Consider the following 26445-nt stretch of genomic DNA (forward strand, 5'->3'; position numbering starts at 1 on the left):
ACAAACGCGACTACATCTTCAACGGAACCCTGGCCACAGCAGCCATCGTGATCTGGCTCCGCGACCTCATCAAAGAGCCATCAGACACGGCCTAGGTCGGCAGGCCCACCGCGCGTTCGCGGGCGCGGCGTTTCTGGATGACCACGGCGGCTACCAGGAGGGCGCCCTGGGCGACGTTCTGCCAGAAGGGGTTGACGCCCTCGACGGTCAGGCCGTTGTCCAGGGCGCCCAGCAGGGTGATCGCCAGCAGGGTGCCGCCGACATCGCCGCGGCCTCCGGTCAGCAGGCAGCCGCCCAGGGCGGCCGCCGTGATCGCCTTGAGCTCCAGGCCCTCGCTGCCCGAGACCGGGTGGCCGAAGCCGGTGCGGGCGGTCAGCAGCACGCCGGCGACCGCGGCCACCACGCCCGCCAGGCCGTAGACCGCGATCAGGTACTTGTTGATGTGGATCCCGGCCAGCCGGGCCGCGGTGTCGTTGCCGCCGATGGCGTAGACGTTGCGGCCGATGTCCGTGTATCCGAGCAGCAGGTGGATGCAGACGGTCACCAGGGCCAGCACCCACAGCAGCACGGGTACGCCGAGGACCGACCCGTTCGCGAGGAAGACGAAGACGTCGTCGTTGCTGACGTAGCCCTGCGCCGCGCCCTTCGACAGCAGTTGGGCGACCCCCTTGTACACGGCCAGGGTGGCCAGGGTGGCGATCACCGGGTTGATCCGCCCGTAGACGATCACGGCGCCGTTGACCAGACCGGCGAGCAGGCCGACGCCGAGCGCCGCGGCGATGCCGAGCAGGGCGTTGGAACCGGTCGAGGTGAACACCATGGCGGAGACGACGGAGGCGACGCCGACCTGGGACCCGACGGAGATGTCGAGGGCGCCGCAGATGATGACCACCGTCTGCACCAGGGCCAGCAGCCCCGAGATGGTGACCGCGTCGCCGATCACCTTGATGTTGGCCCAGGTGAGGTAGGCCGGGTTGAGGGACCCGAAGAGGGCCGTGACCAGCACCAGGCCGCCGATGAGGCCGACGTTCTGGCCGCCGACCGCGCGGAGCCAGGCCGCCGCGCGGGTCGGCGGCCTGGCAGCGGGCAGGTCCCGGTCCTCGTCGGTCCCGGAGCCGCCGGGTTCCTTCGGGGGCGCCGTCCTCGTCGTCATGTCCGTCCCTCGCTGTCGTCCGTACGGTCGTGCGCGGCGCCGTGCGCGCCGTGCCCCGCGGCCGCGGTCACGGCCGGGGTCAGGTCATCGGCCATGGCGAGCGCGAGGACCCGCTCCTCGGTGGCCTCGGCCCGGCTCAACTCACCCGTGATCCGGCCGTCCTGCATGACCACCACCCGGTCCGCCAGGCCCAGGACCTCCGGCAGTTCCGAGGAGATGACCAGGAGGGCGACACCCGCCCGCGCGAGGTCCGCGATGATCCGGTAGATCTCGGCCTTGGCACCGACGTCGATCCCGCGCGTCGGTTCGTCGAGGACCAGCACCTTCGGCCGGCGCGCCAGCCAGCGGGCGAGCACCACCTTCTGCTGGTTGCCGCCGGAAAGCTCGCGCACCGGGTGCTCGATGGAGGGCGCGCGCACCCGCAGCCGATCGGTGAACTCGCGGGCGAGCCGCCGCTCCGCACGCCGACGGACGAACCGCAGGCGGCTGAGCGGGCCCAACACCACCAGCGTGGTGTTGTCCCGCACCGACCGGTCCATGAACAGCGCTTGCGCCTTGCGTTCCTCGGGCGCGAGCCCGATCCCGGCACGCACCGCGTCGGAGGGGCGTCGTAGTCGCAGGGCGCGGCCGTCGACGCTGACCGAGCCGCCGCGCAGGGGGAGGTCGCCGACGAGGGCCCGGGCCAGTTCGGAGCGTCCGGCGCCGACGAGCCCCGCGAGCGCCACCACCTCCCCGGCCCGGACCTGTAGGTCGATCCCGTGCACGTCGTCGGTGTGCACGCCCCGGACGTCGAGGACGACCCGGTCGGTGGCCGCGTGCGTGCGGGCGAAGAGGGCGGACAGCTTCCGGCCGACCATCATCCGTACGATCTCGCCCTCGTCGGTGTCCGCCGCATCCCTTACGCCGACCAGCGCACCGTCGCGCAACACGGCGACCCGATCCGCGAGTTGGAAGATCTCCCGCATCCGGTGGGATACGTACACCACCGCCAGGCCGTCCGCGCGCAGCCGTCGGATGAGCGTGAACAGGGCGGCCACCTCGTGCTCCGACAGGGAGGAGGTCGGTTCGTCGAAGGCGATGACCTTCGCCTCGCCGGTCAGGGCCCGCAGGATCTCCACCAACTGGCGTTGGGCCGCCGTGAGATCGGTGCCCAGGGCGTCGGCGTCGAGCACCTCGGCGAAGCCGATCCGCAGCAGGTCGGCTTCGAGCCGTCGGCGCAAGCCGGGTCGGTCGAAGCGGCGCCCGGCGCGGGTCGGCAGGGCGCCGAGGTAGACGTTCTCCGCGACGCTGAGGTGCGGGACGATCTCCGGCTCCTGCGGGATGAACCGGATCCCGGCCGCCCGGGCGTCGGCGGGGGAGTGCAGGCGCAAGGGGACGCCGTCGAGCCGCACCGCGCCCGAGTCGGCGCCCTGGTCGCCGCAGATGATCTTGAGCAGGGTCGACTTGCCCGCTCCGTTCTCGCCCATGAGCGCGGTCACGGTGCCCGCCGGGAAGTCCAGGCTCACCCCGACCAGGGCCCGGACCCCGCCGTAGCTCTTGACGATGTCGCGCACGCCCGGTCCGCCCGCCGGGTCGGGCCCGTTCGCGTCCTCATCCATCCGCGTCACCCGCACCCACCACCGCTCTCCCCGTGCCCGTGCCCCGTGCCCCGTGCCCCGTGGCCCGTGTCGCGTGCCCCGTGCCCCGTGCCCCGTGCCCCGTGCGCTGCGTCCCGCGACCGATCCGCTCACTTGCATCCGAAGCCGGCGTCCTTCCAATTGGTCGCGTCCACCATCCGGGTCGGGGCGAAGGACTCCGGGGCGAACTCCTTGCCGTTCTTGAGCTTGTCGTACATCGCCTGGACGGCCAGCTTCCCGACCTCGTCGCCGGGGATGTAGAGCGCGGCCTTCATGCCGTTGTCGGCGCCCGCCTGCCAGTCCTTGCAGGCCAGGTAGGCGCCGAGGCCGATGCCGATGACGTCCGCGCCCTTGACCCCGGCGTTGGCCAGGCCCTTGACCCCGCCCGCGACGTTCTCGTCGTTGCACCCCATGACCACCCAGTGCCGGACGCTCTGGTTGGCGGTCACCGTGGCCTCGACCTTCGCCTGCGCACCGGCCGGGGTGTTGTCCGTACCGACCTCGACGGCCTGGACCTCGGGGCCGCCGGCCTCCTTCCACGCGGCCTTGGCGCCCTTCACCCGGTCGGTGCAGACGGTGGTGTCCTGCTTCCAGGCGTAGATGATCCGGGAGTCGGCGGGGCTCCAGCCCGCTTTGCGGAACTCGGCGGCGGCGCGCTTGCCGACCTCGTTGCCCATCTGCAGGCCGGAGAAGCCCACCCGGGGCACCAGGTCCGCCGCGGCGCAGTCGGCGGGCTTCGGACCGTTCGCGCAGACCTGGTCGTCCGAAGTGAGCAGTGCGATACCGGCGTTCTTCGCCTCCGCGACGACCTGCGGTCCGACGGCCGACTCCGGGACCACGATGATGATGCCCCGGTTCTTCTGCGCGGCCGCCGACTTCACCTCCGTGATGGTCTTGGACGCGTCGTTGCCGAGATTGACCACCCTGAGTGCGATGCCCAGTTCGTCGGCCTTGCGCCGCGCGCCCGCGGCCTCGGAGACGAAGTACTCCTGGTCGCCCTGCTTCTGGAGGTAGGCGATGGATAGGGGGCCGTCGGCCGGGGCCTTGCCGCCCGCCCCGCCGGAGGGTTTCCCGGAGGAACAGGCCCCCAGGGCGAGGACGAGCGCGAGGACGCCGGTGAGGGCCGCGGAGCGGTGGACCGTACGGAGCGGGCGGGACGGCTGCATGGTCGGTGACTCCCGTGTCGAGTGGGTCAGTTGCAGGTGAGCCGGGGCGCGGCCCAGTCCGCGTGGTCCGAGTTGATGCCGTTGCCGCCGTCGGTCACGACGAGCTTCAACGTCCGGCCGCCGGTGAGATCGGCGGTCAGCTTGCGGGCGCTGTCCGCGGTGGTGAGCAGACCGCTGTCGGCCACCTCGACGGCGTCCCGGTAGATCTGGAAGACCACCGAGCCGTTGCTGCCCTTCTCGTCGTCGACGCCCACGTCCACCGTGAGCGCGCTGCACCGGCCGCCCAGGTGGTAGGTCACCGTGCTGGCCGCGTGGACGCCCAGGCCCTTGGGGTACGTCACTCCGCCCACGGTGAGCGTGCGACCGTCACCGGCGGCCTGCTCCCCGTTGCTGCGGTCCGCTTCCACCGGGCCCCAACCGTTGGAAGCGCCGGTCCAGTGCAGGTCGGAGAGCGAGGAGGTGCCCGCGGGCGGGAGCGGGAGCGCGCCGGGGGAGATCCGGTGGACCGTGGTGGCGTGCGGGGGGACCGAGGCGCTCAGGCCGGGACCGTCGGTGGTCGAAGTGGCCTTGGTCCACAGGTCCTTGAGGGAGTACGGCGCGCGGCCCCCGATGCCCAGGGCGTCCATGGTGGTGGACACCGTGGCGGTGGACCCGGTCTCGTTGGTCAAGGACACGGCCCGGTCGCCGTTCTGCAGCTCCTTGACCATGACCACCAGACCTCCGGTGGCCGAGACCACGGTGCCCTGACGGCCGAGCGGGTCCTGGTCCAGCGCGATGACGTCGGCGTTGGACAGCGTCGCGAAGGTCTCGGCGCTCGCCTTGCGCAGGTCGCTGCCGATCAGGAGCGGTGCGGCCATCATCGACCAGAGGCTGAAGTGGGTCCGGTACTCGACGGCGGTCATCCCGCCGTTGCCGACCTCCAGCATGTCGGGGTCGTTCCAATGGCCGGGCCCGGCGTATTGCGCGAGCCCCTGGTCGGCGTGCGCGATGTTGATCATCGAGGACCAGCTGTCGCCGATGTCACCCGTGGTGCGCCACAGGTGGCCGACGTCGGCCGCCCAGTTCCACGGTTGGTTCTCGCCCCATTCGCAGAGGGAGAACACGATGGGCCGCCCGGTGTTGCGGAGCGCGTCGCGCATGGCGGTGTACCGCTTCTTGGCGTCCACGCCCTGGTTGTTGCAGTTGTCGTACTTGAGGTAGTCGACCCCGAAGGAGGCGAAGAGGTTCGCGTCCTGCTGTTCGTGCCCCAGACCGCCCGGGAAGCCCGCCGTGTTGCAGGTCTTGGTCCCGGCGCTGGTGTAGACGCCGAACTTGAGCCCTTTGCCGTGGACGTAGTCGGCGACGGCCTTGATGCCGTTCGGGAAGCGGACCGGATCGGCGACCAGGTCGCCCTGGGCGTTGCGGGTCGCCAGTGCCCAGCAGTCGTCGAGGTTGACGTACTGGTAGCCGGCGGCCTTCAACCCCTTGGCGACGAACAGGTCGGCGATGCCCTTGACCATGCTCTCGTTGAATTCGGCCCGGCAGTGGGTGGAGTTCCAGTTGTTGAACCCCATGGGCGGCGTGAGCGCCTGGCCGTCGGGGAGGGCGGCGGCCGGCGGGGCGGTGGTGACCACCACGGCCCCGGCCAGTGCGACGGTGCCCGCCGCGGGGACCAGGAGCGGCAGCGCCGACAGGGCGGCGGCGGCGCGGCGCAATCGGGCGAGCGGGCGGCGTAATCGGGGTGGCGGGGGCGACGAGTGCACGGACGGCTCCTGGGGGGCGAGAGGTCGTGTGCGCGGACGCGTCCCGGCGGCCTACGGGCGATCGAGGTGGTCCCTGTGCCTTCGGTGGGGAGAAATCACCAGGATCGAACGGAACCCAACGGGACGGCCCACATCACACTGCCGTTTCGTGAGCATGTCAATACGGCGTGCACCGGAGACCAACGCCCGGCCCGCGTGGTTCTGTTGGAATGTGTTGACGTCCGGGCGGGTCGTCAGGATGCTCTCCGTGACCGGGGCGCACGTCCCGAGGAAGGGAGTCGCAGCATGGCCGATCCCGGCAGTCTGCTGGCCCATCAGCGTCGCGCGCACATCCTGGAGGAGGTGCGCCGCCGGGGCGGGGTCCGGGTGAACGAGCTGACCCGCTCCCTGAACGTCTCCGACATGACCGTACGTCGCGACCTGGACGCCCTCGCCCGCGACGGCCTGCTCCAGAAGGTGCACGGCGGGGCCGTTCTCGGTGGTGAACCCAGCAGCCACGAACCCGGCTTCGACGCGAAGTCCGGGTGGGAACGGGCCGCGAAGGGCTCGATCGCACGGGCCGCGGCCGCCCTGGTGGCACCGGGGTCGGCCGTCGCCCTGTCCGCGGGGACCACCACCCACGCGCTGGCCCGGGAGCTCACCGAGATCCCGGGCCTGACCGTGGTCACCAATTCGATCCGGACCGCGGAGGTCTTCGAGGCGGCGCGGCTCGGCGGCGGTGCGAGCGGCGCCACGGTGCTGCTGACCGGTGGCATCCGCACGCCCTCCGACGCGCTCGTCGGGCCGGTGGCCGACCGGGCCATCCGTTCCTTGCACGTGGACGTGCTCTTCCTCGGCTGCCACGGGCTGGGCACCTCGACCGGTCTGACCACCCCCAACCTCGCCGAGGCCGAGACCAACCGGACCTTCCTGCGCGCGGCCCGCCGGACCGTGGTGCTCGCCGACCGCACCAAGTGGACGACGGTCGGGCTCACCACCTTCGCCACCCTCGACCAGATCGACGTGCTGGTCACCGACGTCCTGCCGCCCGACGAGGCGGCCGCCGTCGCCGAGCGGGTCGGCGAGGTCCTCGTGGTCGGGGGGCCGGCCGGAGCCGCCCCGCGGTGACCTCCCGCCCGCCGGCGCGGCGCCCGGTCAGGACCGCCGGACCCGGCGCAGACCGTGGCGACGCGCCGGCCGCACGGTGGTCCGTTCCTCCTCCTGCTCCTGCTCACGCTCTTGCGCTTCGACCTCCGCCGCCGCGTTCGCCTTCGCCTCCGCCCTCGCACCGGCCCCGGTCCCGGCCGCCCCGTCCGTCGCCCGCTCCGGTCGCGGGTACCACCGGTGCCACCAGTGCCGCCGCCGCGGATGGACCGCCCGACCGAGCCGCCGCCCGAGCAGCAGGTAGCCGAGCAGCGCGCCGGACGTGTTGAGGATCACGTCGTCGATGTCGAAGGTCCGCCCGGTGACGAGGGCGCCCTGGACCAGCTCCACCAGGGTCATCACGGTCGCGGTGGCCACCACCACGCGCACCGCCCCCCTGGCCCGGGGCAGCAGCACCGGCAGCAGCACGCCGAAGGGGACGCCGAGGAGGAGGTTCCCGCCGAGCTGGCGGGCCGCCTCGCGCACGGTGCCCCGGTCGACGTACGCGCGGATCGAGCTGCCGGGCCGCAGATTGCTGTGGATGAGGCCCTCCGACGCGGCCGAGGGCTCCAAGGTGAGGCGGGCCAGCAGCACGCTGAACGCGACCATCGCGCCGAAGGCCAGGAGCATCAGGGCTGTCCGCATGATGAGATGCGGGAACGATCGTACTTTCGGCCCCCCGAGGGGACCGCCCGAGGGCTGCGCGCCCCAACTCCACTTCCTGGTCCGTGTCATGGCGCGCGTGTACCCGGCGCCCGGCTCCTGACGCGGGACGGGCCCCGTGCGCCGCAAACGTGAACTGGATCACCTTTGCGTTTGTTCATTCATCGATGGGGCATTTGCGCCTCTTGAGCGAACCCCGGTCCGGTGCCGTCTGCCGACCGGGACGACGCGGGCGGATCCCGCATCGCTCCACGGCCGCCGGCCTTAGGACCGGCACGCCGTGCCCACTACGACCCGCGAGGTACATGTGTCCAGGCTCCAGACCGAGCACGTCTACAAAGTGTTCGGAAGACGACCCGAGGAAGCGGTGCGCTCCCTGGAGGGCGGCGCCGACCGCGACGACCTGCGCGCCGACGGTACGACGGCAGCGGTGATCGACGCCTCCTTCAGTGTCGAGCCGGGCCAGATCTTCGTCGTCATGGGCCTCTCCGGTTCCGGAAAGTCCACGCTGCTGCGCATGCTGAACGGGCTGCTCGAACCGACCGCCGGGCGCGTCCTCTACGACGGCCAGGACCTCACGGCGCTCAGCCCGGGTGAGCTGCGCCACGTACGCTCCACGAAGATCAGCATGGTCTTCCAGCACTTCGCGCTGTTCCCGCACCGCGACGTGCTGGAGAACGCCGCTTACGGCCTCGAAGTCCAGGGCGTGCCCCGGGCCGAGCGCGAGCGCCGGGCCACCGAGGCCCTGGAGCTGTGCGGCCTGGCCGGCTGGGAGCGCTCCTGGCCCGACGAACTCTCCGGCGGCATGCAGCAGCGCGTCGGCCTCGCCCGCGCCCTGGCCACCGACGCGGACCTGCTGCTGATGGACGAGTCCTTCAGCGCGCTCGACCCGCTGATCCGGCGCGACATGCAGGACCAGCTCCTGGAGATCCAGCACCGGCTGAAGAAGACCATCGTCTTCATCACCCACGACCTGAACGAAGCGATGCGCCTCGGCGACTCCATCGCCGTGATGCGCAACGGGCGGATCGTCCAGCTCGGCACCGCGGAGGACATCCTGATGCGGCCCGCCGACGACTACGTCGCCTCCTTCATCCAGGACGTGGACCGCTCCCGCGTGCTCACGGCCGACGCCGTGATGATCGACCCAGGCCGCTCGGACGGTGCCGAGGGCGGCGCCGAGGACCGCGCCTGCGACTGCCCCACCGTCAGCGCCGACACCCCGCTCGCCGAGCTGTGCGCGGTCAGTGCCCGGGTGCCGCACCCCGTCGCCGTCACGGACGCCGACGGCGTCGTGCTGGGCCGCGTACCGCAGTCCCGGCTGGTCGCCTTCATCGGCGACGAGCAGCGCGCGCCGCTGCGCTGCGACCGCGCCGCCGTGCCCCGCCAGCACCCGGAGCGCAAGAAGGAGGTGTCCGTCTGATGCCCCGCCTCCACCTCGGCGTGTGGGTCGACCACGCGGTCGACTTCCTCCAGAGCCACCTGTCCTGGCTGTTCGACGCGATCAGCGCCGTCGTCACGGGCCTGTACGACGGCTTCGACGCCGTGCTGTCCTTCCCGCACCCGCTGCTCTTCGCGGGCATCCTCGCCGTCGCCGCCTGGTGGCTGCGCGGCCTGCTCGCCGCACTGCTCGCCTTCGCGGGCCTCGCCCTCATCGACTCCGTGCAGCTGTGGGACGAAGCGATGTCCACACTGTCCCTGGTGCTCGTAGCGACCCTGGTGACCCTCGTCATCGCGGTCCCGCTGGGCATCTGGGCCTCCCGCTCCACGCGCGTGAGCGGCGTCCTGCGCCCGGTGCTGGACTTCATGCAGACCATGCCCGCCATGGTCTACCTGATCCCCGGCATCATCTTCTTCGGCGTGGGCGTGGTCCCCGGCATCATCGCCACCATCGTCTTCTCGCTGCCGCCCGGCGTACGGATGACCGAACTCGGCATCCGCCAGGTCGACGGGGAGCTCGTGGAGGCCGCCGACGCCTTCGGCACCACCCCCCGCAACACGCTGGTCAAGGTCCAGCTCCCGCTCGCCCTGCCCACGATCATGGCGGGCATCAACCAGGTGATCATGCTGAGCCTGTCGATGGTCGTGATCGCGGGCATGGTCGGTGGCGGCGGCCTGGGCGGCGCGGTCTACCGCGCCATCGGCAACATCGACATCGGCCTCGGCTTCGAGGCGGGCATCTCCATCGTCATCCTCGCCATGTACCTGGACCGGATGACCGGCGCGCTCGGTCGGCAGGTCTCGCCCCTCGGCCGCCGCACCCTCGCGAAGGCCCTCGCCCTGGCGAGCGGCCCGAAGAAGGTGTGGAACCACCGTCCGCAGCCCGTCCACGCCCTGACCGGCGCGGTGGTGCTGGCCCTGGTCGCGGGCGGCCTGAACGCTTTCGGCGGAACGGGCCACACGACCGTCGACGCGGCCGACGACATCGGCAAGGGCCGCAAGATCAGCATCGGGTACATCCCGTGGGACGAGGGCATCGCCTCCACCTTCCTGTGGAAGGAGCTCCTGGAGCGCCGCGGCTTCCAGGTGGAGGCCCGCCAGCTCGAACTGGGCGCGCTCTTCACCGGCCTCGCGGGCGGCCAGGTCGACTTCCAGACCGACGGCTGGCTGCCGGTCACCCAGGCCGAGTACTGGGCGAAGTACGGGAACAAGCTCGACGACCTGGGCTCCTGGTACGGGCCGACCTCCCTGGAGCTGTCGGTCCCCTCCTACGTGAAGGACGTCAAGTCCCTCGCCGACCTCAAGGGCAAGTCGGCCGAGTTCAAGGGCCGCATCATCGGCATCGAGCCGAGCGCGGGCGCGATGGGACTGCTCAAGAGCAAGGTGCTCAAGGAGTACGGCCTCGACGGCGAGTACAAGGTCGTCGACGGTTCCACCCCGGGCATGCTCGCGGAACTCAAGCGGGCCTACGACAAGAAGGAACCCGTCGCGGTCATGCTCTGGTCGCCGCACTGGGCCTACGCCTCCTACGACCTGACCAAGCTCGCCGACCCCAAGGGCATCTGGGGCAAGGGCGACGGCATCCACAGCCTCGCCCGCAAGGGCTTCGCCACGGACGAGCCCGAGGTGACCTCCTGGCTGCGCGACTTCAAGCTGACGGAGAAGCAGCTCACCGGCCTGGAGGCGAAGATCCAGGAGACGGGCAAGGGCAAGGAGCAGGAAGCCGTGCGCGCCTGGCTCAAGGAGAACCCGCAGGTCGGCGGCAAGGCTGCGGTCGCCGCGCACTAGCGGCGGCGCCCAGCTGTACCGCCCCGAGCACCCCACGGCCCGAACGGCCCCGTTCGACCGGCACGCGTCCCACGACGTGGCGCGCCGGTCGGCCGGGGCCGTTCGGGCGTTCCCGGGCGAACCCAGGGGAGGCTCGCGTCAGTCGTCGATGCGGTGGAGCACCGCTTCCCGGGCGGTGCGTGCCAGGTCGCTCACCCGGTCCCGGTCCAGGGCGGGACCACGGAGGAGCACGTAGCCGAAGCTGCCCTTGTCGGCCCACGCGCAGTTGTGCATGACCGCGCCCCCGGCCTCGGCGGAGAGGCACTGCACCCAGCCGCCGAGGGCGCCGGGGTCGGGGCGCCAGACCTCCGTGACGCGGACGTCCGGCGATCCGGCGACGGCGATCCGGGGGAGGTCGACCATCTCGGCCCGCGCGTCGTGCAGATCGCCGACGCTCCCGACGACGGCAATCCCCTCGACACCGTCGCCCACCGGGTCGTACGCGAGGTGGAACGATTCCTCGGGCATGGTGGTCGCGCCGGTGCGGGCGAGCTCGGCGAGCGGTCCGTCGGAGGTCAACGGCATGCCGGCCAGCGTGGCCGGCGCCGACACCTCGTAGCGCGGATACTGCCGGGCGAGGGCCCACGACCACGCCGTCGTCGCCACCACGGTGACCAGGACCAACGCAAGAGGGGCCAGCAGGCCCCTGAGTTCGCGCGCCGTGTAGGCGGGCACGGGCGGCAACCCGCTCTCGGAAACCCCGTCCGTCGCCAGGCCCGGGGCGAAGTCGCCCCCGGGCCACGGGCCCGCCGCGCATCGTGCCTTGCGCAGCACCCGCTGCACTGCGAGCCGGGGGAGGCTGACGGCGAGGATGCCCACCAGCACCAGGCCCAGGGCCCCTGCGGAGTTGCCCCACCGGACCCGGCCGACGAGCAGCGCGATCAGGCAGGCCGCGTGCACGAGGCCGTACGCGCGGGGGTGCACCACGATCGGCAGGAGCCGCGCCACCACGGGACGCTCGAAGGCCGCGAGCGTGTGCGCCAGTACCTGTCGGCGCACGTCGGCCGGGTGCGCCGCGGCGGCGGCCCGGTACGCCTCGATCGCCACGGCCCGGTCGGGCACGCGCTTCAGCGCCCACCTCAGGTCGTGGGTCTGCACGCGGTACGACGACGGTCCCTTCGGCGGCCGGTTCCGTCCCGGCCCGCGCTGCACCGAGGTCAGTGACCGTACGTGGGCCGAATCCGGCGCCAGTTCCCGCACGCGCGCGGCGAGCGCTGGTCCTCGGTCGAAGCGCCGGGGCCGCTCGTTGACATCGCTGGTCAGACAGAGCCGCGCGTAGGCGGTCAGGAGCCCGACGTCGTCCGGGAAGGCCGCCAGGCCCCGTTGGTACGCCCGCTCCGCGAGGTCGTCGTGTTCGTCGTCGTCCTCGGCGGCGTGCGCCTCGCCCAGGGCCAGGAACACCCCCGCGTCCGCCCCCTCCGCCTCGATGAACGCACTCGCAACCCCGCGGGCTTCCTCCAGCCGTCCGAGCCGTATGAACTCCCGGGCACGGCCGCGCACGTCCTCGGCCGATTCCTCATTGACCTGCATGTCCCCACCCCTGATGTACTCAGCCGATCATGTCGGCCGAGTCATTATTTCCTCCTTACACGGAGCGTCAAGGGTTGCGCGGGCAAAGGTTCAGACCACGGTCACGGGGTGTCGGACGACCGCGTCGAAGAGGTACCCCTGCGTGTTGTGCGCGGTGGTCTCCGGCTGCGTGCGACCGGTCGCGTCGGTGGCCCGGGCGAGCAGCGCGGTCGTACCCGTGGCCCGCGGGGTCCACGGCAGCGACCAGCGGACCCAGTTGCCCCGGCGCGGCGCATCGTGCAGCCGGGCCCGCTGCCAGTGCCGACCGCCGTCGGTGCTGACCTCCACCCGTCGCACGGGCGCCGCGCCCGACCACGAGCGGCCGGTCAGCAACCGCGTCCGGTGCACGGGCACCGTGGCGCCCAGCTCCAGCTCGAAGGCGCTCTTGAGGGTCTGCCGGGTGAGCGGGGCGCTGCCCTGCGGCGGCTGGTCGGGGCCGAAGAGGCGGTACAGGTCGGTGTTCCAGGGCGTGTAGAGGGGAGTGGAACTGACCTCGATGTCCCCGACCCACTTGATCGAGGAGATGCCGATCCAGTCCGGCACCACGACCCGCACGGGGTGGCCGTGATCGGGCGGGAGCGGGCGCCCGTTCATCTCGTACGCGAGGATGACGTCGTCCAGCGCCTTCGAGACGGGCAGCGGCCGCCGCACCCGTCCCAGGTTCACCCCGTTCGTGACGACCTCGTCGTCCAGCCCGCGCGGCAGGACGTCGACGGCGTCCGCGCGCACGCCCGCGTGGCGCAGTACGTCCGACAGGCGCGCCCCGCGCCAGTGCGCCACGCCGACCGCGCCGAGCGTCCACGCGGTGCCGGTGACCTGCTGGCCCTGCTGGGTGGTGTAGAAGCTGCGGCCGTTGCCCGCGCACTCGATGAACAGGGTCCGCTCGACGGCGGGCAGGGCACGCAGCCGGTCGTAGGAGAATTCCACGGCCGCGCCGCGCAGCCCGCTGCCCCAGACCTTCAACCTCCACGAGTCGGCGTCGACGCGCGGGGTCGCGGTGTGGTTGCGGACGAAGAAGCGGTCGACCGGGGTCAGCTGCCCGGTGCCGCGCAGGGCGGCGAACCTCGTCTCGGCATTGGTGCCGCGCAGCGTGAACAGCTCGGGCGGCAGCGGCTTGACCACGCCCGGGAGCCCCGCGACCGGCGCGGGTGTGGTGGGTACGGTGGGCGCGCCGGTGGCGCCCGTGGTCGCGGCGGCGGCGGGGCCGCCCGACAGGGCCGGCAGGCCGGCAGCGCCGACCCCGGCGGCGAAGAGCTTCAGCAGGTCGCGGCGGTCCACTCCGGCGGACCGGGCCCGCCCGCGGGCCCACTGGCGCAGCCGGGTGCGGTCGTAGCGGCTCTCGGCCGAGAGGTCGTGGGGCATGCGCGGAACTCTCCTTCGTCAGGGCGTTCCGACGGACGGTAGGGCCACGGACCCGGGCCCGGGAACGCCCAGGCCGGCTTGGCCACGAACCTGCAATACGGCCGCAACGAGGGGAAACGAGGGGAGCCGAGCGGGCGCCGATTACCCCTGGCCGGCGAGGTTCGGCAGGATGAGGGGCATGACCGAGATCCGCACCCCCCGACTCCTCCTCCGCCGCTGGAACGACGACGACCTCGTTCCGCTGTCGGAGATCAACGCCGACCCGGAGGTGATGCGCTGGATCGGCGAGGGATCCGCCCGCGACCTGGACGAGACCGCCGGGGACATCGAGCGCTGGGAGGAGGAGTGGGACGACGAGGGCTTCGGCCTCTTCGCCGTCGAGCTGCTCGCCTCGGGAGAGCTGATCGGGGCCGTGGGGCTGACCGTGCCGGACGCCCTGCCGGACTTCGCGCACGAGGTGGAGATCACCTGGCGGCTCGGCCGCCCCTTCTGGGGCCAGGGCTACGCCTCCGAAGCCGCGCACGCGACGTTGGAGTTCGCGCTCCAGGACCGGGGCCTCGACCGGGTCATCGCCATCAACCGGGTGGGCAACGACGAGTCGGAGAACGTGATCCGCAAGCTGGGCATGGAGACGCACCGCGACGTGGCCCAACCCGACCACGGCCACCTGCTGCGTGTGTACACCATCGACCTGACCGAGTACGAGGCCTGACGGGCCGACGCGCGCGGCCGTGCGCCCGGTGCCGGCCCGGCGACACGGCCTCATCGACCGGTGCGGCCGTGACCTGCAACTAAGGTGGGCCCATGAGTGTCGACGGCGTCAGCCCCGCAACCCAGTGGCCGCCGACCCCGGCCTGGATGTCCGACTGCGCGGAATGCGTCCGGCTGTACGCGCTGGTGCAGAACGTCCACGCGGGGGCCGACGGGCCGAAGGACGCGGCCGGGGCCGCGCGCACCCGGCTGGCCCGGCACCTGGCGAACATGCACCTGGAGCACATCCCGCACTGGACCCCCGGCTGCGAGCCGTGCTCGGAACACCGTCAGGCCCTCGCCCGTGCCACGGCGTCGGGCCTGTTGGGAGCGGGTGCGTCCTGGCTGGCGGCGGAACACAGGGCCGCGCACCTCTTCGTACCGCGGCTCGGTACGGGCCTGTTGTAGGGCGTACGCGCGCCGCTGGACGCAATGCGGATATTTATGGCCGTTTTCCCGGAACCAATGGGTGCCTCCGGGGTCTCTACATGATCGAGTGGCACCCCCGCGGGGGCGTCACCGACACCACGAGACAGAGGGCGGGCTGGTGTCCCGGCCGGTAGAAGCTAGGTGGCACGAGGGATGAAGGCGGTACCAGTGGCGGGCGAATCGTCCGACACGTCGAAGAGCGCGCAGGGTTCGACCGCGGACGCGGTGGAGACGTCCACTCCCGAACCGGCGCCCCCCGAAGCCGCCCCGGCCCCCGCCGATCAGGCCGCGGTCCCCGCCCCAGCGAGCGAAGGGGAGCCGGATTCCGCTCCCCGGGCCGAGGCGGAGCCGGATTCCGACTCCCGCATCGAGGCGGAGCCCGCCGCATCCGTTCGCGAGCCCGCGGACGAGCCGGCACGACCCGAAGCCGGGGCGGCCGTTGATACCGCGACCAAGGCACAGCCCGAGGCACCCGCCAAGGCGCCCGCCGAGGCATCGGCCGACGCGTCGAGCGAGGCACCTGCCGAGGTGTCGGCCGAGCGGTCGACCAAGCCGTCGAGCGAGGCATCCGCCAAGGCCCCGACCAAGGCATCAGCCGCGGCACAGCCTCAGGCACCCGCCAAGGCCCCGACCAAGCCGCAGCCTCAGGCACCCGCCAAGGCCCCGACCGAGGCATCGGCCGGAGCCCGGGGCGAGGCTTCGTCGAAGGCCGGGACCGAGGACTCGTCCCGGACCGGTGGCGGGGAGTCGACCGGAGCCGGGGCCGGCCGTTCGGCGGTGCCGGAGTCCGACAACGAGCGGACCAGCACCTTCGTCGCACTCAAGCCGCTGGAGTCGACGGGCGCACCGGCCAAGGCGCCGGCCGCCCCCGCCCCGACCACCCCCTCCTGGGCCAAGGGCGCGGCCCCGGCCAAGGCCCCCGCCCCGGACGAGCGCGCCGCACCCCCGGCCCGCACCCAGGCCCCCGCCGCAGCGGCATCCGCACCCCCGGCCCGCACCCAGGCCCCGGCCCCCGTCGCAGCGGCATCCGCACCCCCGGCGGCAGCACCCGCCCCCACCGCCAGGCCCACCGCCCCGGAACCCCCGCAGCCCGTACCGGCCCTCGACCTGCTGGCGCAGCTCACCAACACGCCCCCGCCGCCGGAGACCACGGCCCGCACCCTCGGGCGCCGGGTCAAGATCTGGACGCCCGTGCTGCTCGGGCTGGTCGGCGCGGCCGTGGTGGCCCAGATGGTGCGGCCGCTGCCCGAGCCGACCGTGACCACCGGGGCCGCCCCGGCGTCCTTCACCTTCGACGGGACCTACACCGCGCCGTGGCCGAGCGCGGGCCAGGGCGCGATGCGCGTCGTCGGCAGCGGGGACGCCGGCAGTTTCGGCGAGCAGAAGCCCGTACCGATCGCGAGCGTCGCCAAGGTGATGACGGCGTACGTCATCCTCACGGATCACCCGCTGAAGAAGGGCGAGGCCGGCCCCCAGATCGAGATCGACGCCCAGACGGTCGCGGACGGCAAGTCCGAGGACGAGTCGCGGGTCGAAGGGCTGACCGCCGGCACCAAGTTCAGTCAGCAGGACGTGCTGAAGATGCTGATGGTCCCGTCGGGCAACAACGCCGCCCGGCTGCTGGCCCGCTGGGACAGCGGCAGTGACGCGGAGGCCGGGTTCGTCGCGAAGATGAACGCCGCCGCCAAGGAGCTCGGCATGACGAACACCACCTACACCGACCCCAGCGGACTCGACGCGGGGACGAAGAGCACGGCCGAGGACCAGCTCAAACTGGCCGAGGCGGTCATGCGGTTCGACGCCTTCCGGGCGATCGTGAACCTGCCGAGTGCCCCGATCCAGGGCCTCCAGAAGCCGCTGATCAACAACAACGGCAACCTGCTGCTGGCCAACCTCAGCGTCGCGGGCATCAAGACCGGCTCCAGCTCGGCGGCGGGCGGGGCCCTGATGTGGGCGGCGTACAGGTCGGTCGGCGGCAAGGACCAGCTGATCGTCGGAGCCACCTTGGAGCAGCGCGCTCCCGCACCCGACAAGGACGCGCTGGACAGCCTGGAGCTCGTCAAGACGAACAGCAGGAAGATCATCGAGTCGGTACGGGGCGCCCTGACGGCTGCCGGCGCCGTGAAGAAGGGCCAGGTCGTCGGGTACGTGGACGACAAGCTCGGCAAGCGCACCCCGCTCGTGGCCACCCGCGACGGCCAGTTGGTCGGCGTACCGGGCCAGAAGGTGAAGCTGCGGCTCGCCGACGGCGGCAAGGGGCTGCCGCACGCGGCGAAGGCGGGCACCCAGGTCGGTGAGCTGGTGCTGGGCGACGGGCCCGGGGCGGCCACGATCCCGCTGGCGCTGAAGGAGGACCTGGTCGAGCCGTCGTTCGGGGCCAAGGTGCTGCGCCTCGGGTAGGGGATCCGGGCGCGGGGGTGCGTACACCCGCCGTTCGCCGTACGACAACCCGCTCGTCATGGAGCGCCACGAGTGCTACCTCGTCTACGCACCCGGGCGGACGACCGCGCCGCCCATCGGACAACTCCTGACGGACCCCGGTCCGTCGGGCTGTTCGGTGGGCGGCGCGACTGTATCCGGCGCCGTCGCCGCGCTCCGCCGTGCCCGCGCCGCGGTGGTGACCTGCGCCACGGACCCCGGTCGCCGGGGGCGCGCGGCGAGGGCGTCCCGAGCCCGCGGTGACGGCGGGGCGGGAGGCGCGTGCGGGGCCCCTGGGAGCAAGAGGAACGACTAAATCCGGACAGCGCAGGGGCCGACGGTTCCCGGTGTCGTCCGGTGGCCGGTAACGGGTGACGGTGTGCCAGGTCCGCCGTGGTCCCGCTGCCCGCGGGTGATCCACGTCCGTTTGCAACCGTTCCGGTCCGGGGCGGGCGCGGTGCGCACCGTTCGTCACTCCCTTCACCGCCCCCGCAGGTCGGCGGGAGAAGGGCGGCCCGGGCCGTGGAAGAGCGCCGTCGATGCGCGGTATCTGACATTCCGATCGCCGTTATCCGGACAGTCCCGTATACCGTCCCGACTGTCCGAAGTGGACCAACCGCAGGCTGCGGGGCTGGTGGTGGCCGTCCCGGTTGCAGGGGGCGGCGGTGACCCATCTCACTTTTCGAAACATTGCCAGGTCTGCCGCGCTGCTCGAATATCAAGCCGGGATGCAGTCCGGCGCGATCGTGATCCGATCGCCAGGCACCTCAAAGCCACAGATTCTCGGGGGAGTTCGTCATGACCACAGCCCTTGATCTTCACGCATGGGAACTTGCGGAACAGGGTTGTACTCTGCTCACAGACATCGAAACGGACGAGCAGGCCGCCGAGGTGCTCAGCGCCTTCGGCGAACTCGTCCCGCAGTACGACGGATCGCTGCGCTACCAGGTCAAGGCGGCTCCGGGCTTCGAGGAGCGCCGCTACTCGAAGAGCGTCAACACCATCCTGGTGCACACCGAGGCGCCGGGCTGGAACCCGACGCCCAGCTACCTCGCCCTGCACTGCCGGGTCCAGGCGACCTGCGGCAGCGGCCACACCGAACTGGCCGATATGCGCCGGTTCGTGGAGTCCCTTCCGGCCCAGGACCGCGCGGCCCTCTACGAGCGCGACATCGACTGGCTCGGCCACAACACCGGTGGTGTCGGGGCCGAAGGCGTACGCCGTCCCGTGGTCGAACGCACCGCGGGCGGTCGGGAGATCGTCCGCTTCAGCTACAACCTGCTGACCACCGGCCAGTACGACCCGCCGGTCGACGCTTCCGTCGATCCGGCGGATCTGCCCCTCGGCAGCTTCGGCATCCACCTCGCCGAGCAGGCCGAGGCGTTCTTCCGGGAGCAGAAGCGGTCCGTGCTGATCCCGGAGGGCGCGGTCCTCGTCTGGGACAACCAGCGCATGGTGCACGCCCGTTCCGCCTACCGTGACGCCAAGCGGCACCTGACCCGTTACTGGATCGCCGCCCAGCACTGACCTGCCCGCACCGGCCGCCCGGCTCCGACCCTTCGGCGCCGGTCCACCGGCGCCGACCGACCACCGCGACGCCGCGCCCGCGCCGGTACACGGAGCCGGTGCAGAACCGCTGACGCCGTACCACTGACGCCGTACCGCAAAGGCCGCACCGCGTCGGCCCTCGCGGTCGGCCCGCCGCCGCTCCACCGGGACCGCTCGCCCCGGTGGCGCGGCCGGGCCTCGCCGGCCGCGCCCGGGCGCCGTACTCCGGCGCGCCGCAAGGGGCCGTCGCCGCACCGGCCGGTCACCGCACCGGACGGCCGCCGCGCGGCGCCCCGCACCGCGCACCCAGGAACACCGATCCCCAGAGGCTGGACCATGACCACCATCGCCCAGAACGTCGTGCACTCGGAGAAGGAAGAGGAGTTCCCCACCGGCCTGCCGGAGGAGCTGCGGGGGCTGCCCGAGGGCGTGCCCCGCTACGACCCGAACGACCAGGTCGAGACCGCGGTGATCCGGCGCCTCGTCGGCAACTGGCACCGCAGGGCCACCGTCAAGCGCGACGAGCCGGACCTCGACGAGCTGTTCGAGGTGGACCGGCCCGACTACCCCGAGGGCATCCTGCCCTTCCACGACCACCCCACCTACCAGGCGCTGGACCCGGCGAAGAAGTCGGAACTGATGAGCTGGGCGTGGATCGCGTACAACCGGCACACGATCATGGCCGAACAGAAGGTGGCCAACCCGGCGTTCGCCCTCGTCATGGAGGGGGAGTACCCCATGCTCCAGGACGAGGCGCTCAACATCTCGCTGGCGCAGGCCATGGTCGACGAGCAGTACCACACGCTCATGCACCTCAACGCGAGCGCGCTCACCCGCCGTCGGCGCGGTCGCGCCATGCCCGACAACGACCTGCCCATCTCGCACACGGCCCGGGAACACCTGCGGCTGCGCGAGGGCGCTTCGCACCGCTGGCAGAAGTCGCTGACCACGCTCGCCTTCGCGACCGTGTCCGAGATCTCCATCAACGCCTACCTCGACCTGCTGGCCGACGACCCGCACATCCAGCCGGTCAACAGCAGCACCGCCAAGCTGCACAACCGCGACGAGTACTGCCACGCCTCGATCTCCGCCGTCCTGGCCGAGATGGTCCACGACAAGCTCGACGCCGAACAGGGGCAGTTCTTCCGCGACATGCTCTTCGAGGGGCTGGAGGCGTTCGTCGCCACCGACTACACCACCTGGCACCGGATCATGGACCTCGCCGAGGTCGAGGGCGGCCACGCGATGTTGGCCGACTGTCAGGCGGAGACGAGCCGAAAGCGCCTCGTCCGCGACTACACGGGACTGCACACCCTCATCGAGCGCATGGGCGTGCAGGAACTCGTCGAGTTCGACTGGTCGAAGTCCCACGTCGCGCGCTGACGCGCCGCCGATGTCGTCGCAGCAGAAGAGGAATTGAGACTTCCGGTGAAACACTACGCCAACGAGCGGCTCGCTCAGCTCGCACTGGACCGCGGCATGCCCGCGGAGTACGTGCGTGACCTGCGCGTGGTCGGCAGCGTCCTCCCGTTCAAGGTCAACGAGTACGTGGCCGACGAGCTGATCGACTGGTCGGCCGCGCCGGACGACCCGATCTTCCGACTGACCTTCCCGCACCGCGACATGCTCCCCGCGCACGTCTTCGAGCGGATGGCCGCGCTGCTCGACAGCGGCGCCCCGCGCGGGGAGCTGCGCCTGGCCGCCGCGGCCGCGCAGCTCGAACTCAACCCGCACCCCGGCGGCCAGTTGGAGGCCAACGTCCCCGAGCTGGACGGCCGTCGGCTGGACGGGCTCCAACACAAGTACGCCGAAACGGTGTTGGTCTTCCCCTCCCAGGGGCAGACCTGTCACTCGTACTGCGGGTACTGCTTCCGCTGGGCCCAGTTCGTCAGCCAGGCGGAGCTGCGCCAGGCGCTGCGCGACCCGGCCGACCTGACCGGCTACCTCGCCGGGCACCCCGAGGTCACCGACGTGCTCTTCACCGGCGGCGACCCGATGATCATGCGCACCGACGTGATCCGCCGCTGGGTGGAGCCGCTGCTGGAACCGGACGCCGACTCCATCCGTACCTTGCGGTTCGGCACCAAGGCCCTGTCGTACTGGCCGGCCCGCTTCACCACCGGCGAGGACGCCGACGACCTGCTGCGCCTCTTCGAGCAGGCCGTCGCCGCGGGCCGCCACGTGGCCGTCATGGCGCACTTCTCCCACCCCCGGGAGCTGGAGACCGAGGCGGTACGGGACGCCATCGCCCGGATCCGGTCCACGGGCGCGGTGATCCGCGCCCAGGCGCCCCTGGTGGCGCACGTCAACGACGACGCGGCCGCCTGGGCCCGCATGTGGCAGATGCAGGTCGACCTCGGCATCGTCCCCTACTACATGTTCGTGGAGCGGGACACCGGGGCGCGCAACTACTTCGGGCTGCCCCTGGTGCGCGCCCTGGACATCTACACCGAGGCGCTGCGCGGGGTCTCCGGCCTCGCCCGCACCGCGCGCGGCCCGGTCATGTCGGCCGGACCGGGCAAGGTGATGATCCACGGCACCGCAGAGGTCGGCGGCGAACGCGCCTTCGTCCTCAGCTTCCTGCAGGCCCGCCGCCCCGAGTGGGTCGGCCGCCCCTTCTTCGCCGCCTACGACGAGCACGCCCAGTGGTACGACGACCTCAAGCCGCTGTCCGCCTCCGGGGCCGCCTTCCCGCCCTTCCCGGAGCTGACCGCATGAGGCTCGCCGTCCACGAGATCCGGCTCACCGACCACGACGTCTGGCGCAGCGCCCGCGAGGCCATCCCGGTGCAACCGGGACTCCTCGTCGAGCTCTCCGCCGGCGGCCGCTCCGGCTTCGGCGAGGCCTCGGCCTTCATGACCGACCGCTACAACTCCTCCCTCGCGGCCCTGCACGACGACCTGCGCCGGGTCGCGGCCACCCTGCGCGCACTGCCCGCCGACGACCCCGAGGGCAGCTGGGCCGTGCTGGCCCCGCTGCTCGCGGGCTCGCCCTTCCTGCTGGCCGCGCTCGACGTCGCCGCGCACGACCTCGCCGCCCGGCTGGCGGGCGTACCGCTCTGGCGCCACCTGGGCGGGGAGGAGCCCGGCGCCCTGCACTCCAGCTACAGCATCGGGCTCGACGAGCCCGACGTGATGGTGCGCAAGCTCCGCGAACAGCCGGGCTGGCCCGCCTACAAGGTCAAGCTCGCGGCCCCCGGCGACCTGCACATCCTGCGGGCGCTGCGCGAGCACACCGACGCCCCGTTCTTCGTGGACGGCAACTGCGGCTGGGAGCCGGCCGCGACGCTCGACGCGCTGGAGGACATGCGCGCCCTCGGCGTGGAACTCCTGGAGCAGCCGTTCCCGCGCGAGCGCTGGGAGGACGCCGCCGCGCTCAAGGCGGTCTCACCGATCCCGGTGTACGCCGACGAGAGCATCACCGGGCCCGACGACCTCGACGCCTGCGTCGGGGCGTTCCACGGGGTCAACCTCAAGCTGATGAAGGCCGGGGGCATCACCCCCGCGCTGCGGATGCTGCGCCGCGCACGCGCCGCGGGCCTGGGCACGATGCTCGGCTGCATGCCGGAGTCCAGCGCGGGCGTCTCCGCCACCGCCCACCTCGGACCGTACGTCGATCACCTCGACGCGGACTCCATCGCCCTGCTCGCCGTGGACACCGGCGTCGGAGTGCTGCTCGACGACCGGGGCCGGATCACCCTGCCGCAGGCTTCCGGCACCGGCTTCGTCCCCGACTTCGCGGGACCCGCCTTCACCGTGCGGCCCACCCTGGGCGGGCGCCCCGGCTGGGACGGCGGCGCTCTGGCCGTCTACCGCGAGGCGGTGCCCGTCGCCGCACTCGTCGAACGCCGTCGGCCGCTGCCCGGGAACGGGCCGAGCGACTCGGTGCGTCGGCTGATGGACTTCTCCGTGGAGGACGGGACGGGCACGGAGGAGATCGCGGCCCTGCTCCGCACGGCCGTCACCCGCGCCGTCGCCGACGGCGCCGACACGGTGTGGATGCGCCCCGAGCGCGCCGCCGGCTTCGCCGAAGCGGCCCGCACCACCGGCTTCGCCGCGGCGACGCCGGCCGCCGAATCCCTCTTGGTCTGGAAGGCACCCGCATGACCAGCGCCCCCGCATCCCCGACCACCACCACCGTGCCCGCCGCCGGGGCGGGCCCGGTGACGGCGGCCGTCGCCACCGCCACCGCGGTCGCCGCGCTGCGCGCCGCGGGCGTCCCGGAGGACGACGCCCGTGACGTGGCCGCAGCCCTCACCGAGACCTCGCTGCGCGGCATCGACACGCACGGCCTGCGACTGCTCCCGCAGTACCTCGGCGAACTCGAACAGGGCATCGCCACCGCGCGCCCCGACATCAGCGTCGTGCGGGACTCCGGCGCCGCCGTGATGCTCGACGCCGACGGCGCCCTCGGCGTGGTCGCGGGCCTGGCGGCCGCCCGGATCGCCGCCGAGCGCGCCCGTACCCACGGCGTCGCCGCCGTGGGCGTCCGCAACTCCAACCACTTCGGCGCCGCCTCCGTCTACAGCCGCCACCTCGCGGCCCAGGGCCTCGTCGGCATCGTCACCACGTCCGCGGCGTCCCGCGTCGCACCCTTCTCCGGCACCACCCCGCTGTACGGGACCAACCCGCTCAGCTTCGCCGCCGCCGACGACGGCGACGAGTTCGCCCTCGACATGGCCACCAGCCAGGTCTGCTTCGGCGAGATCAAGGAGCGGCGCAAGCACGGCCGCGCCCTCGACGCGGGCTGGGCCACCGACGCCGACGGCCGCCCCGCCACCGACCCCGAGGAGGCGTACGCGCTCTCCCCGCTCGGCGGCTACAAGGGCCAGGGCCTCGCCATGGTCGCGACCCTCCTCGGCGCCGTCCTCACCGGCTCGCCGGCGGACTGGCACCTGGAGCACATCGGCGAATCCGCCCCCGGCCGCAGCCGCCAGGTCGGCCACTTCCTGATCTGCCTGGACCCGGCCGCGTTCGGCGGCGCCGAGAGCTTCGCCGCCGGTTTCGCCGACCTGGTGGGCACCACGCGCGCCACCCGGCCCGCAGTCGTGGCCACCCAGCCCGTACAGGTCCCCGGTGACCCGCAGCGCCGCTGTGCCGAGCAGCGCGCCGCCGACGGCATCCCGCTCGACCCGCACACCGCGGGCGCCTTCGCAGAGCTCGCCGCACTCCACGGAACGGGAGCGGGCGCATGATCCTGGTCCTGCTCAGCCCGCGCAACGCCGGACTGCCCTTCGCCGAATGGCTCGGCGAGGAGGCGGGCCGGCTGCTCGCCGTGACCGCGCGGGGCGTCGACCCCGGTCCCGGCTTCCAGGCCGTGGAGACCGTCGCCGACTACTTCGACGACACGGCGGTACGGGAGGCCGCGCGCCGCCTGTGCGAGCGGTACGGGGTCACCCGCGTCCTGGCCCTCGCCGAGGTCGACGTGGAGCGCGCCGCCGCCCTGCGCGAGGAGTTCGCGCTGCCCGGCCAGCGTCCCGAGAGCGCCCGCGCCTACCGGGACAAGGTCCGGATGAAGGAGCTCGCCGCCGCGGGCGGGATCCGCGTCCCCGCCTTCGCCCCGGCCGACTCCCCGGCCGACGTCCTCGCCTTCATGGCCGCCCACCCCGGCCCGGTCGTCGTCAAGCCGCGCGGCGGCTCCGGCTCCACCGGCGTGGCCGTCTTGGCCACCCCCGACGACCTGCCCGCCGTCGCCGACCGGATCCGTTCCGGCGACCACGAGGTCGAGGAGTTCGTCGCCGGCCGGTTCTTCCACGTCGACGCCCTGCACGCGGGCGGCGGACCGGTCGTCTCCGTCCCCTCCCTCTACACGGACGGCGGCTGCCTCTCCCACTGGACCGATTCCGGCAACGGCAGTTGGACCCTGGAGCGCGAAGACCCGCTGCACCGACGGTTGGTGGACGAGACGTGGCGGCTCGTGGCCGCCCTGCCCGCCGCGCCGGCACTCTTCGTGCACGCCGAGTTCTTCGTGACCGACGCCGACGAGATCGTGCTGTGCGAGATCGCCGGCCGGGTCGGCGGCACCCCGATCCCCGCCATGCTGGAGGCCGTACTCGGCCAGGACCCACGGCACGTGTGGTCCAGGATCGAATGCGGGCTGCCGGTGGACCTCGACGCCGTGCGCGCGCACGCCCACGGCGCCCCGCTCGTCGCCAACTTCGGCCTCCCGCCGCGCAACGGCCGCATCACCCGGGTGCCCACCGAAGCCCCGCACGGCACCCGCGACTTCGCGGTCCTCGCCGAGCCGGGGGAGGACTGGGGCGGCGCCCGCTACGCGGGCCGCAAGTCCGGCGACTTCATCGCCACCTGGCTGGTCACCGCCGCCCATGAAGGGGAGCTGCTCGCCCTCCTGGCCAAGACCGAGGCCGACACCGAAGCCGCCTTCGGCTGGGACCTGCTTCCCCCAGCGGTCGAGGAGGAGCGGTGACATACTCCGCCAAGGTCCTCGACGCCGCGAACCGCCCCACCGCCCGGGAGTTCCCGGCGCTGGAACGGCCCCCGGTCATCTGGGACGACGACCGCTGGTGGCGGTTCACCGAACGCACCGACCTGCACGAGACCCACTACCTCGCCGTCCACGCCGCGGACGGCGCCCTGGTGGCCCTCGCCCCGCTGCTGCTCACCCGGGACGGCGGCGGCCTGCTCTTCTACGACGTGCCCAAGATGACCGGGAACCTCGGTGCCTTCGGCGACCCCGCACACCTCACCGAGGCCGGACGCACCCGCTGGGAGGAGCTGACCGCCGCCCTGGCGCAGGCCCGCCCCGCCCAGTACCCCTCCGTCGCGCTGTCCGTCTTCGGCTCCCACCACGGCATCGTGCACGCCACCGGACGCACCGCGGACGAGCGCCGCGAGGTCCTCGCCGAACTGCCGCGGCTACTGGAGGACGCGGCCCGGTTCCTGGGGTGCGCCAGCCACGCCCTGCTGTACGCCACCGAGGAACAGGCCGAGACCCTCGGCCCGGCGGCCGCGGACCTCGGCCACGTCCCGGCCGTCCTCGGCGCCGAATCCGTCCTCCACCTCGACGCCCCGGACTGGGACACCTACCTGGCCACCCTCGTCAGCCGCAAGCGCAAGCGCGCCAACCGCGAACTGCGCGAGTACGCCGAGGCCGGGTTCACCACGGTGATCCGCGAAGGCGCGGACGCCCTCACCGGCCCCGTCGTCGACCTCCAGGTCGCCCTGCGCGCCAAGTACGGTCTGCCCGGCGGGCGTCCGCGCGTCGAGCGGGACTTCGCGGCGATCCGCGAGACCGTCGGCGACAGCGCCCTGGTCCTCAGCGCCGAACGCGACGGGGAGACCCTCGGCTTCGTCCTCTACCTCCGCTCCGGCGACGCCCTCTTCGGGCGCACGGCCGGCTTCGACGACGACCGGGCCAAAGGCGTCTACTTCGCCCTCACCTACCACGAGACCATCCGCTGGTCCCTGGCCAACGGAGTCCGGGACATCTGGTACGGCCTCGCCGCCTACGACGCCAAGAAGCTGCGCGGCTGCGACCTCGAACCGCGCCACGGCTGGTTCCACTTCACCGGCGAGGGCCACCAGGTCCTCACCGAGACCGTCCGCCTCCAAGGAGACGGCGAAAACGGCCGACTGCGCGGCCTCGGCCCGAACAGCACCACCCCACAAGGAGACTGAGCC

20 protein-coding genes are annotated in these 26445 nt (G+C 72.6%); 13 read left to right on the forward strand and 7 right to left on the reverse strand.

What is annotated here, in order from left to right; genetic code table 11:
* Positions 1-91: 91 nt before the first annotated feature.
* The 4 genes from ACIBEA_RS22235 to ACIBEA_RS22250 all read right to left on the reverse strand — a co-directional run bounded on the left by ACIBEA_RS22235 (position 92) and on the right by ACIBEA_RS22250 (position 5488).
* Complete coding sequence (locus ACIBEA_RS22235; protein WP_399263468.1) at positions 92-1153, reverse strand: ABC transporter permease; 1062 nt, start codon at positions 1151-1153, stop codon at positions 92-94.
* Complete coding sequence (locus ACIBEA_RS22240) at positions 1150-2751, reverse strand: sugar ABC transporter ATP-binding protein (protein WP_399263470.1); 1602 nt, start codon at positions 2749-2751, stop codon at positions 1150-1152. The genes ACIBEA_RS22235 and ACIBEA_RS22240 overlap by 4 nt, the downstream gene beginning before the upstream one ends.
* A 128-nt stretch (positions 2752-2879) precedes the next feature.
* The gene (locus ACIBEA_RS22245; RefSeq protein ID WP_399263472.1) at positions 2880-3935 is read right to left on the reverse strand and encodes a substrate-binding domain-containing protein; all 1056 of its coding nucleotides are present in this window, start codon (positions 3933-3935) and stop codon (positions 2880-2882) included.
* A 26-nt stretch (positions 3936-3961) separates the two neighbouring features.
* Positions 3962-5488 (reverse strand): NPCBM/NEW2 domain-containing protein, encoded by a 1527-nt coding sequence (locus ACIBEA_RS22250; RefSeq protein WP_399263940.1) that lies wholly within the window; start codon positions 5486-5488, stop codon positions 3962-3964.
* Positions 5489-5962: 474 nt separating this feature from the next.
* Here ACIBEA_RS22250 and ACIBEA_RS22255 point away from each other — a divergent pair, with 474 nt between their 5' ends.
* Complete coding sequence (locus tag ACIBEA_RS22255; RefSeq protein ID WP_399263474.1) at positions 5963-6784, forward strand: DeoR/GlpR family DNA-binding transcription regulator; 822 nt, start codon at positions 5963-5965, stop codon at positions 6782-6784.
* A 27-nt stretch (positions 6785-6811) separates the two neighbouring features.
* On the opposite strand, the gene ACIBEA_RS22260 is transcribed toward ACIBEA_RS22255, so the two are convergent.
* Complete coding sequence (locus tag ACIBEA_RS22260; RefSeq protein WP_399263476.1) at positions 6812-7444, reverse strand: VanZ family protein; 633 nt, start codon at positions 7442-7444, stop codon at positions 6812-6814.
* A gap of 325 nt (positions 7445-7769) precedes the next feature.
* Between ACIBEA_RS22260 and ACIBEA_RS22265 the strand changes: the two genes are divergently transcribed.
* Both ACIBEA_RS22265 and ACIBEA_RS22270 read left to right on the forward strand, forming a co-directional pair.
* Complete coding sequence (locus tag ACIBEA_RS22265) at positions 7770-8885, forward strand: glycine betaine/L-proline ABC transporter ATP-binding protein (protein WP_399263942.1); 1116 nt, start codon at positions 7770-7772, stop codon at positions 8883-8885.
* Complete coding sequence (locus tag ACIBEA_RS22270; RefSeq protein ID WP_399263478.1) at positions 8885-10690, forward strand: ABC transporter permease/substrate binding protein; 1806 nt, start codon at positions 8885-8887, stop codon at positions 10688-10690. Before ACIBEA_RS22265 ends, ACIBEA_RS22270 begins: the two co-directional genes overlap by 1 nt.
* A gap of 138 nt (positions 10691-10828) precedes the next feature.
* Here ACIBEA_RS22270 and ACIBEA_RS22275 read toward each other — a convergent pair whose 3' ends face one another.
* Complete coding sequence (locus tag ACIBEA_RS22275) at positions 10829-12259, reverse strand: hypothetical protein (protein ID WP_399263480.1); 1431 nt, start codon at positions 12257-12259, stop codon at positions 10829-10831.
* Between the two features lie 90 nt (positions 12260-12349).
* Positions 12350-13660 carry a sulfite oxidase gene (locus ACIBEA_RS22280; protein ID WP_399263482.1) on the reverse strand — a complete coding sequence of 437 codons (1311 nt, stop codon included), beginning with the start codon at positions 13658-13660 and terminating at the stop codon, positions 12350-12352.
* A 178-nt stretch (positions 13661-13838) separates the two neighbouring features.
* Here ACIBEA_RS22280 and ACIBEA_RS22285 point away from each other — a divergent pair, with 178 nt between their 5' ends.
* From ACIBEA_RS22285 to ACIBEA_RS22330, 10 genes are all read left to right on the forward strand, one after another.
* A complete protein-coding gene (locus tag ACIBEA_RS22285) occupies positions 13839-14372 on the forward strand; it encodes a GNAT family N-acetyltransferase (protein WP_399263484.1) in 534 nt (177 codons plus the stop codon).
* A 92-nt stretch (positions 14373-14464) separates the two neighbouring features.
* The gene (locus tag ACIBEA_RS22290; protein ID WP_399263486.1) at positions 14465-14818 is read left to right on the forward strand and encodes a hypothetical protein; all 354 of its coding nucleotides are present in this window, start codon (positions 14465-14467) and stop codon (positions 14816-14818) included.
* Between the two features lie 174 nt (positions 14819-14992).
* Positions 14993-17239: a serine hydrolase gene (locus ACIBEA_RS22295; RefSeq protein ID WP_399263488.1), complete on the forward strand. Its 2247-nt coding sequence runs from the start codon at positions 14993-14995 to the stop codon at positions 17237-17239.
* Between the two features lie 816 nt (positions 17240-18055).
* The gene (locus ACIBEA_RS22300) at positions 18056-18784 is read left to right on the forward strand and encodes a TauD/TfdA family dioxygenase (RefSeq protein ID WP_399263490.1); all 729 of its coding nucleotides are present in this window, start codon (positions 18056-18058) and stop codon (positions 18782-18784) included.
* 357 nt (positions 18785-19141) lie between these two features.
* Complete coding sequence (locus ACIBEA_RS22305; RefSeq protein ID WP_399263494.1) at positions 19142-20188, forward strand: diiron oxygenase; 1047 nt, start codon at positions 19142-19144, stop codon at positions 20186-20188.
* Positions 20189-20233: 45 nt separating this feature from the next.
* On the forward strand, positions 20234-21523 hold the full coding sequence (locus tag ACIBEA_RS22310) for a KamA family radical SAM protein (protein WP_399263495.1): 1290 nt from the start codon (positions 20234-20236) through the stop codon (positions 21521-21523).
* The gene (locus tag ACIBEA_RS22315) at positions 21520-22911 is read left to right on the forward strand and encodes a dipeptide epimerase (protein WP_399263497.1); all 1392 of its coding nucleotides are present in this window, start codon (positions 21520-21522) and stop codon (positions 22909-22911) included. Before ACIBEA_RS22310 ends, ACIBEA_RS22315 begins: the two co-directional genes overlap by 4 nt.
* Positions 22908-23999: an Ldh family oxidoreductase gene (locus ACIBEA_RS22320; RefSeq protein ID WP_399263499.1), complete on the forward strand. Its 1092-nt coding sequence runs from the start codon at positions 22908-22910 to the stop codon at positions 23997-23999. Before ACIBEA_RS22315 ends, ACIBEA_RS22320 begins: the two co-directional genes overlap by 4 nt.
* Entirely contained in the window at positions 23996-25231 is a 1236-nt protein-coding gene (locus tag ACIBEA_RS22325) for an acetyl-CoA carboxylase biotin carboxylase subunit family protein (RefSeq protein ID WP_399263501.1), read from the forward strand. Before ACIBEA_RS22320 ends, ACIBEA_RS22325 begins: the two co-directional genes overlap by 4 nt.
* Positions 25228-26442 (forward strand): GNAT family N-acetyltransferase, encoded by a 1215-nt coding sequence (locus ACIBEA_RS22330; protein ID WP_399263503.1) that lies wholly within the window; start codon positions 25228-25230, stop codon positions 26440-26442. Before ACIBEA_RS22325 ends, ACIBEA_RS22330 begins: the two co-directional genes overlap by 4 nt.
* The last annotated feature ends 3 nt before the right edge of the window (positions 26443-26445 follow it).

This window comes from Streptomyces sp. NPDC051555 (genome assembly GCF_044454405.1).
Taxonomy (GTDB): Bacteria; Actinomycetota; Actinomycetes; order Streptomycetales; family Streptomycetaceae; genus Streptomyces.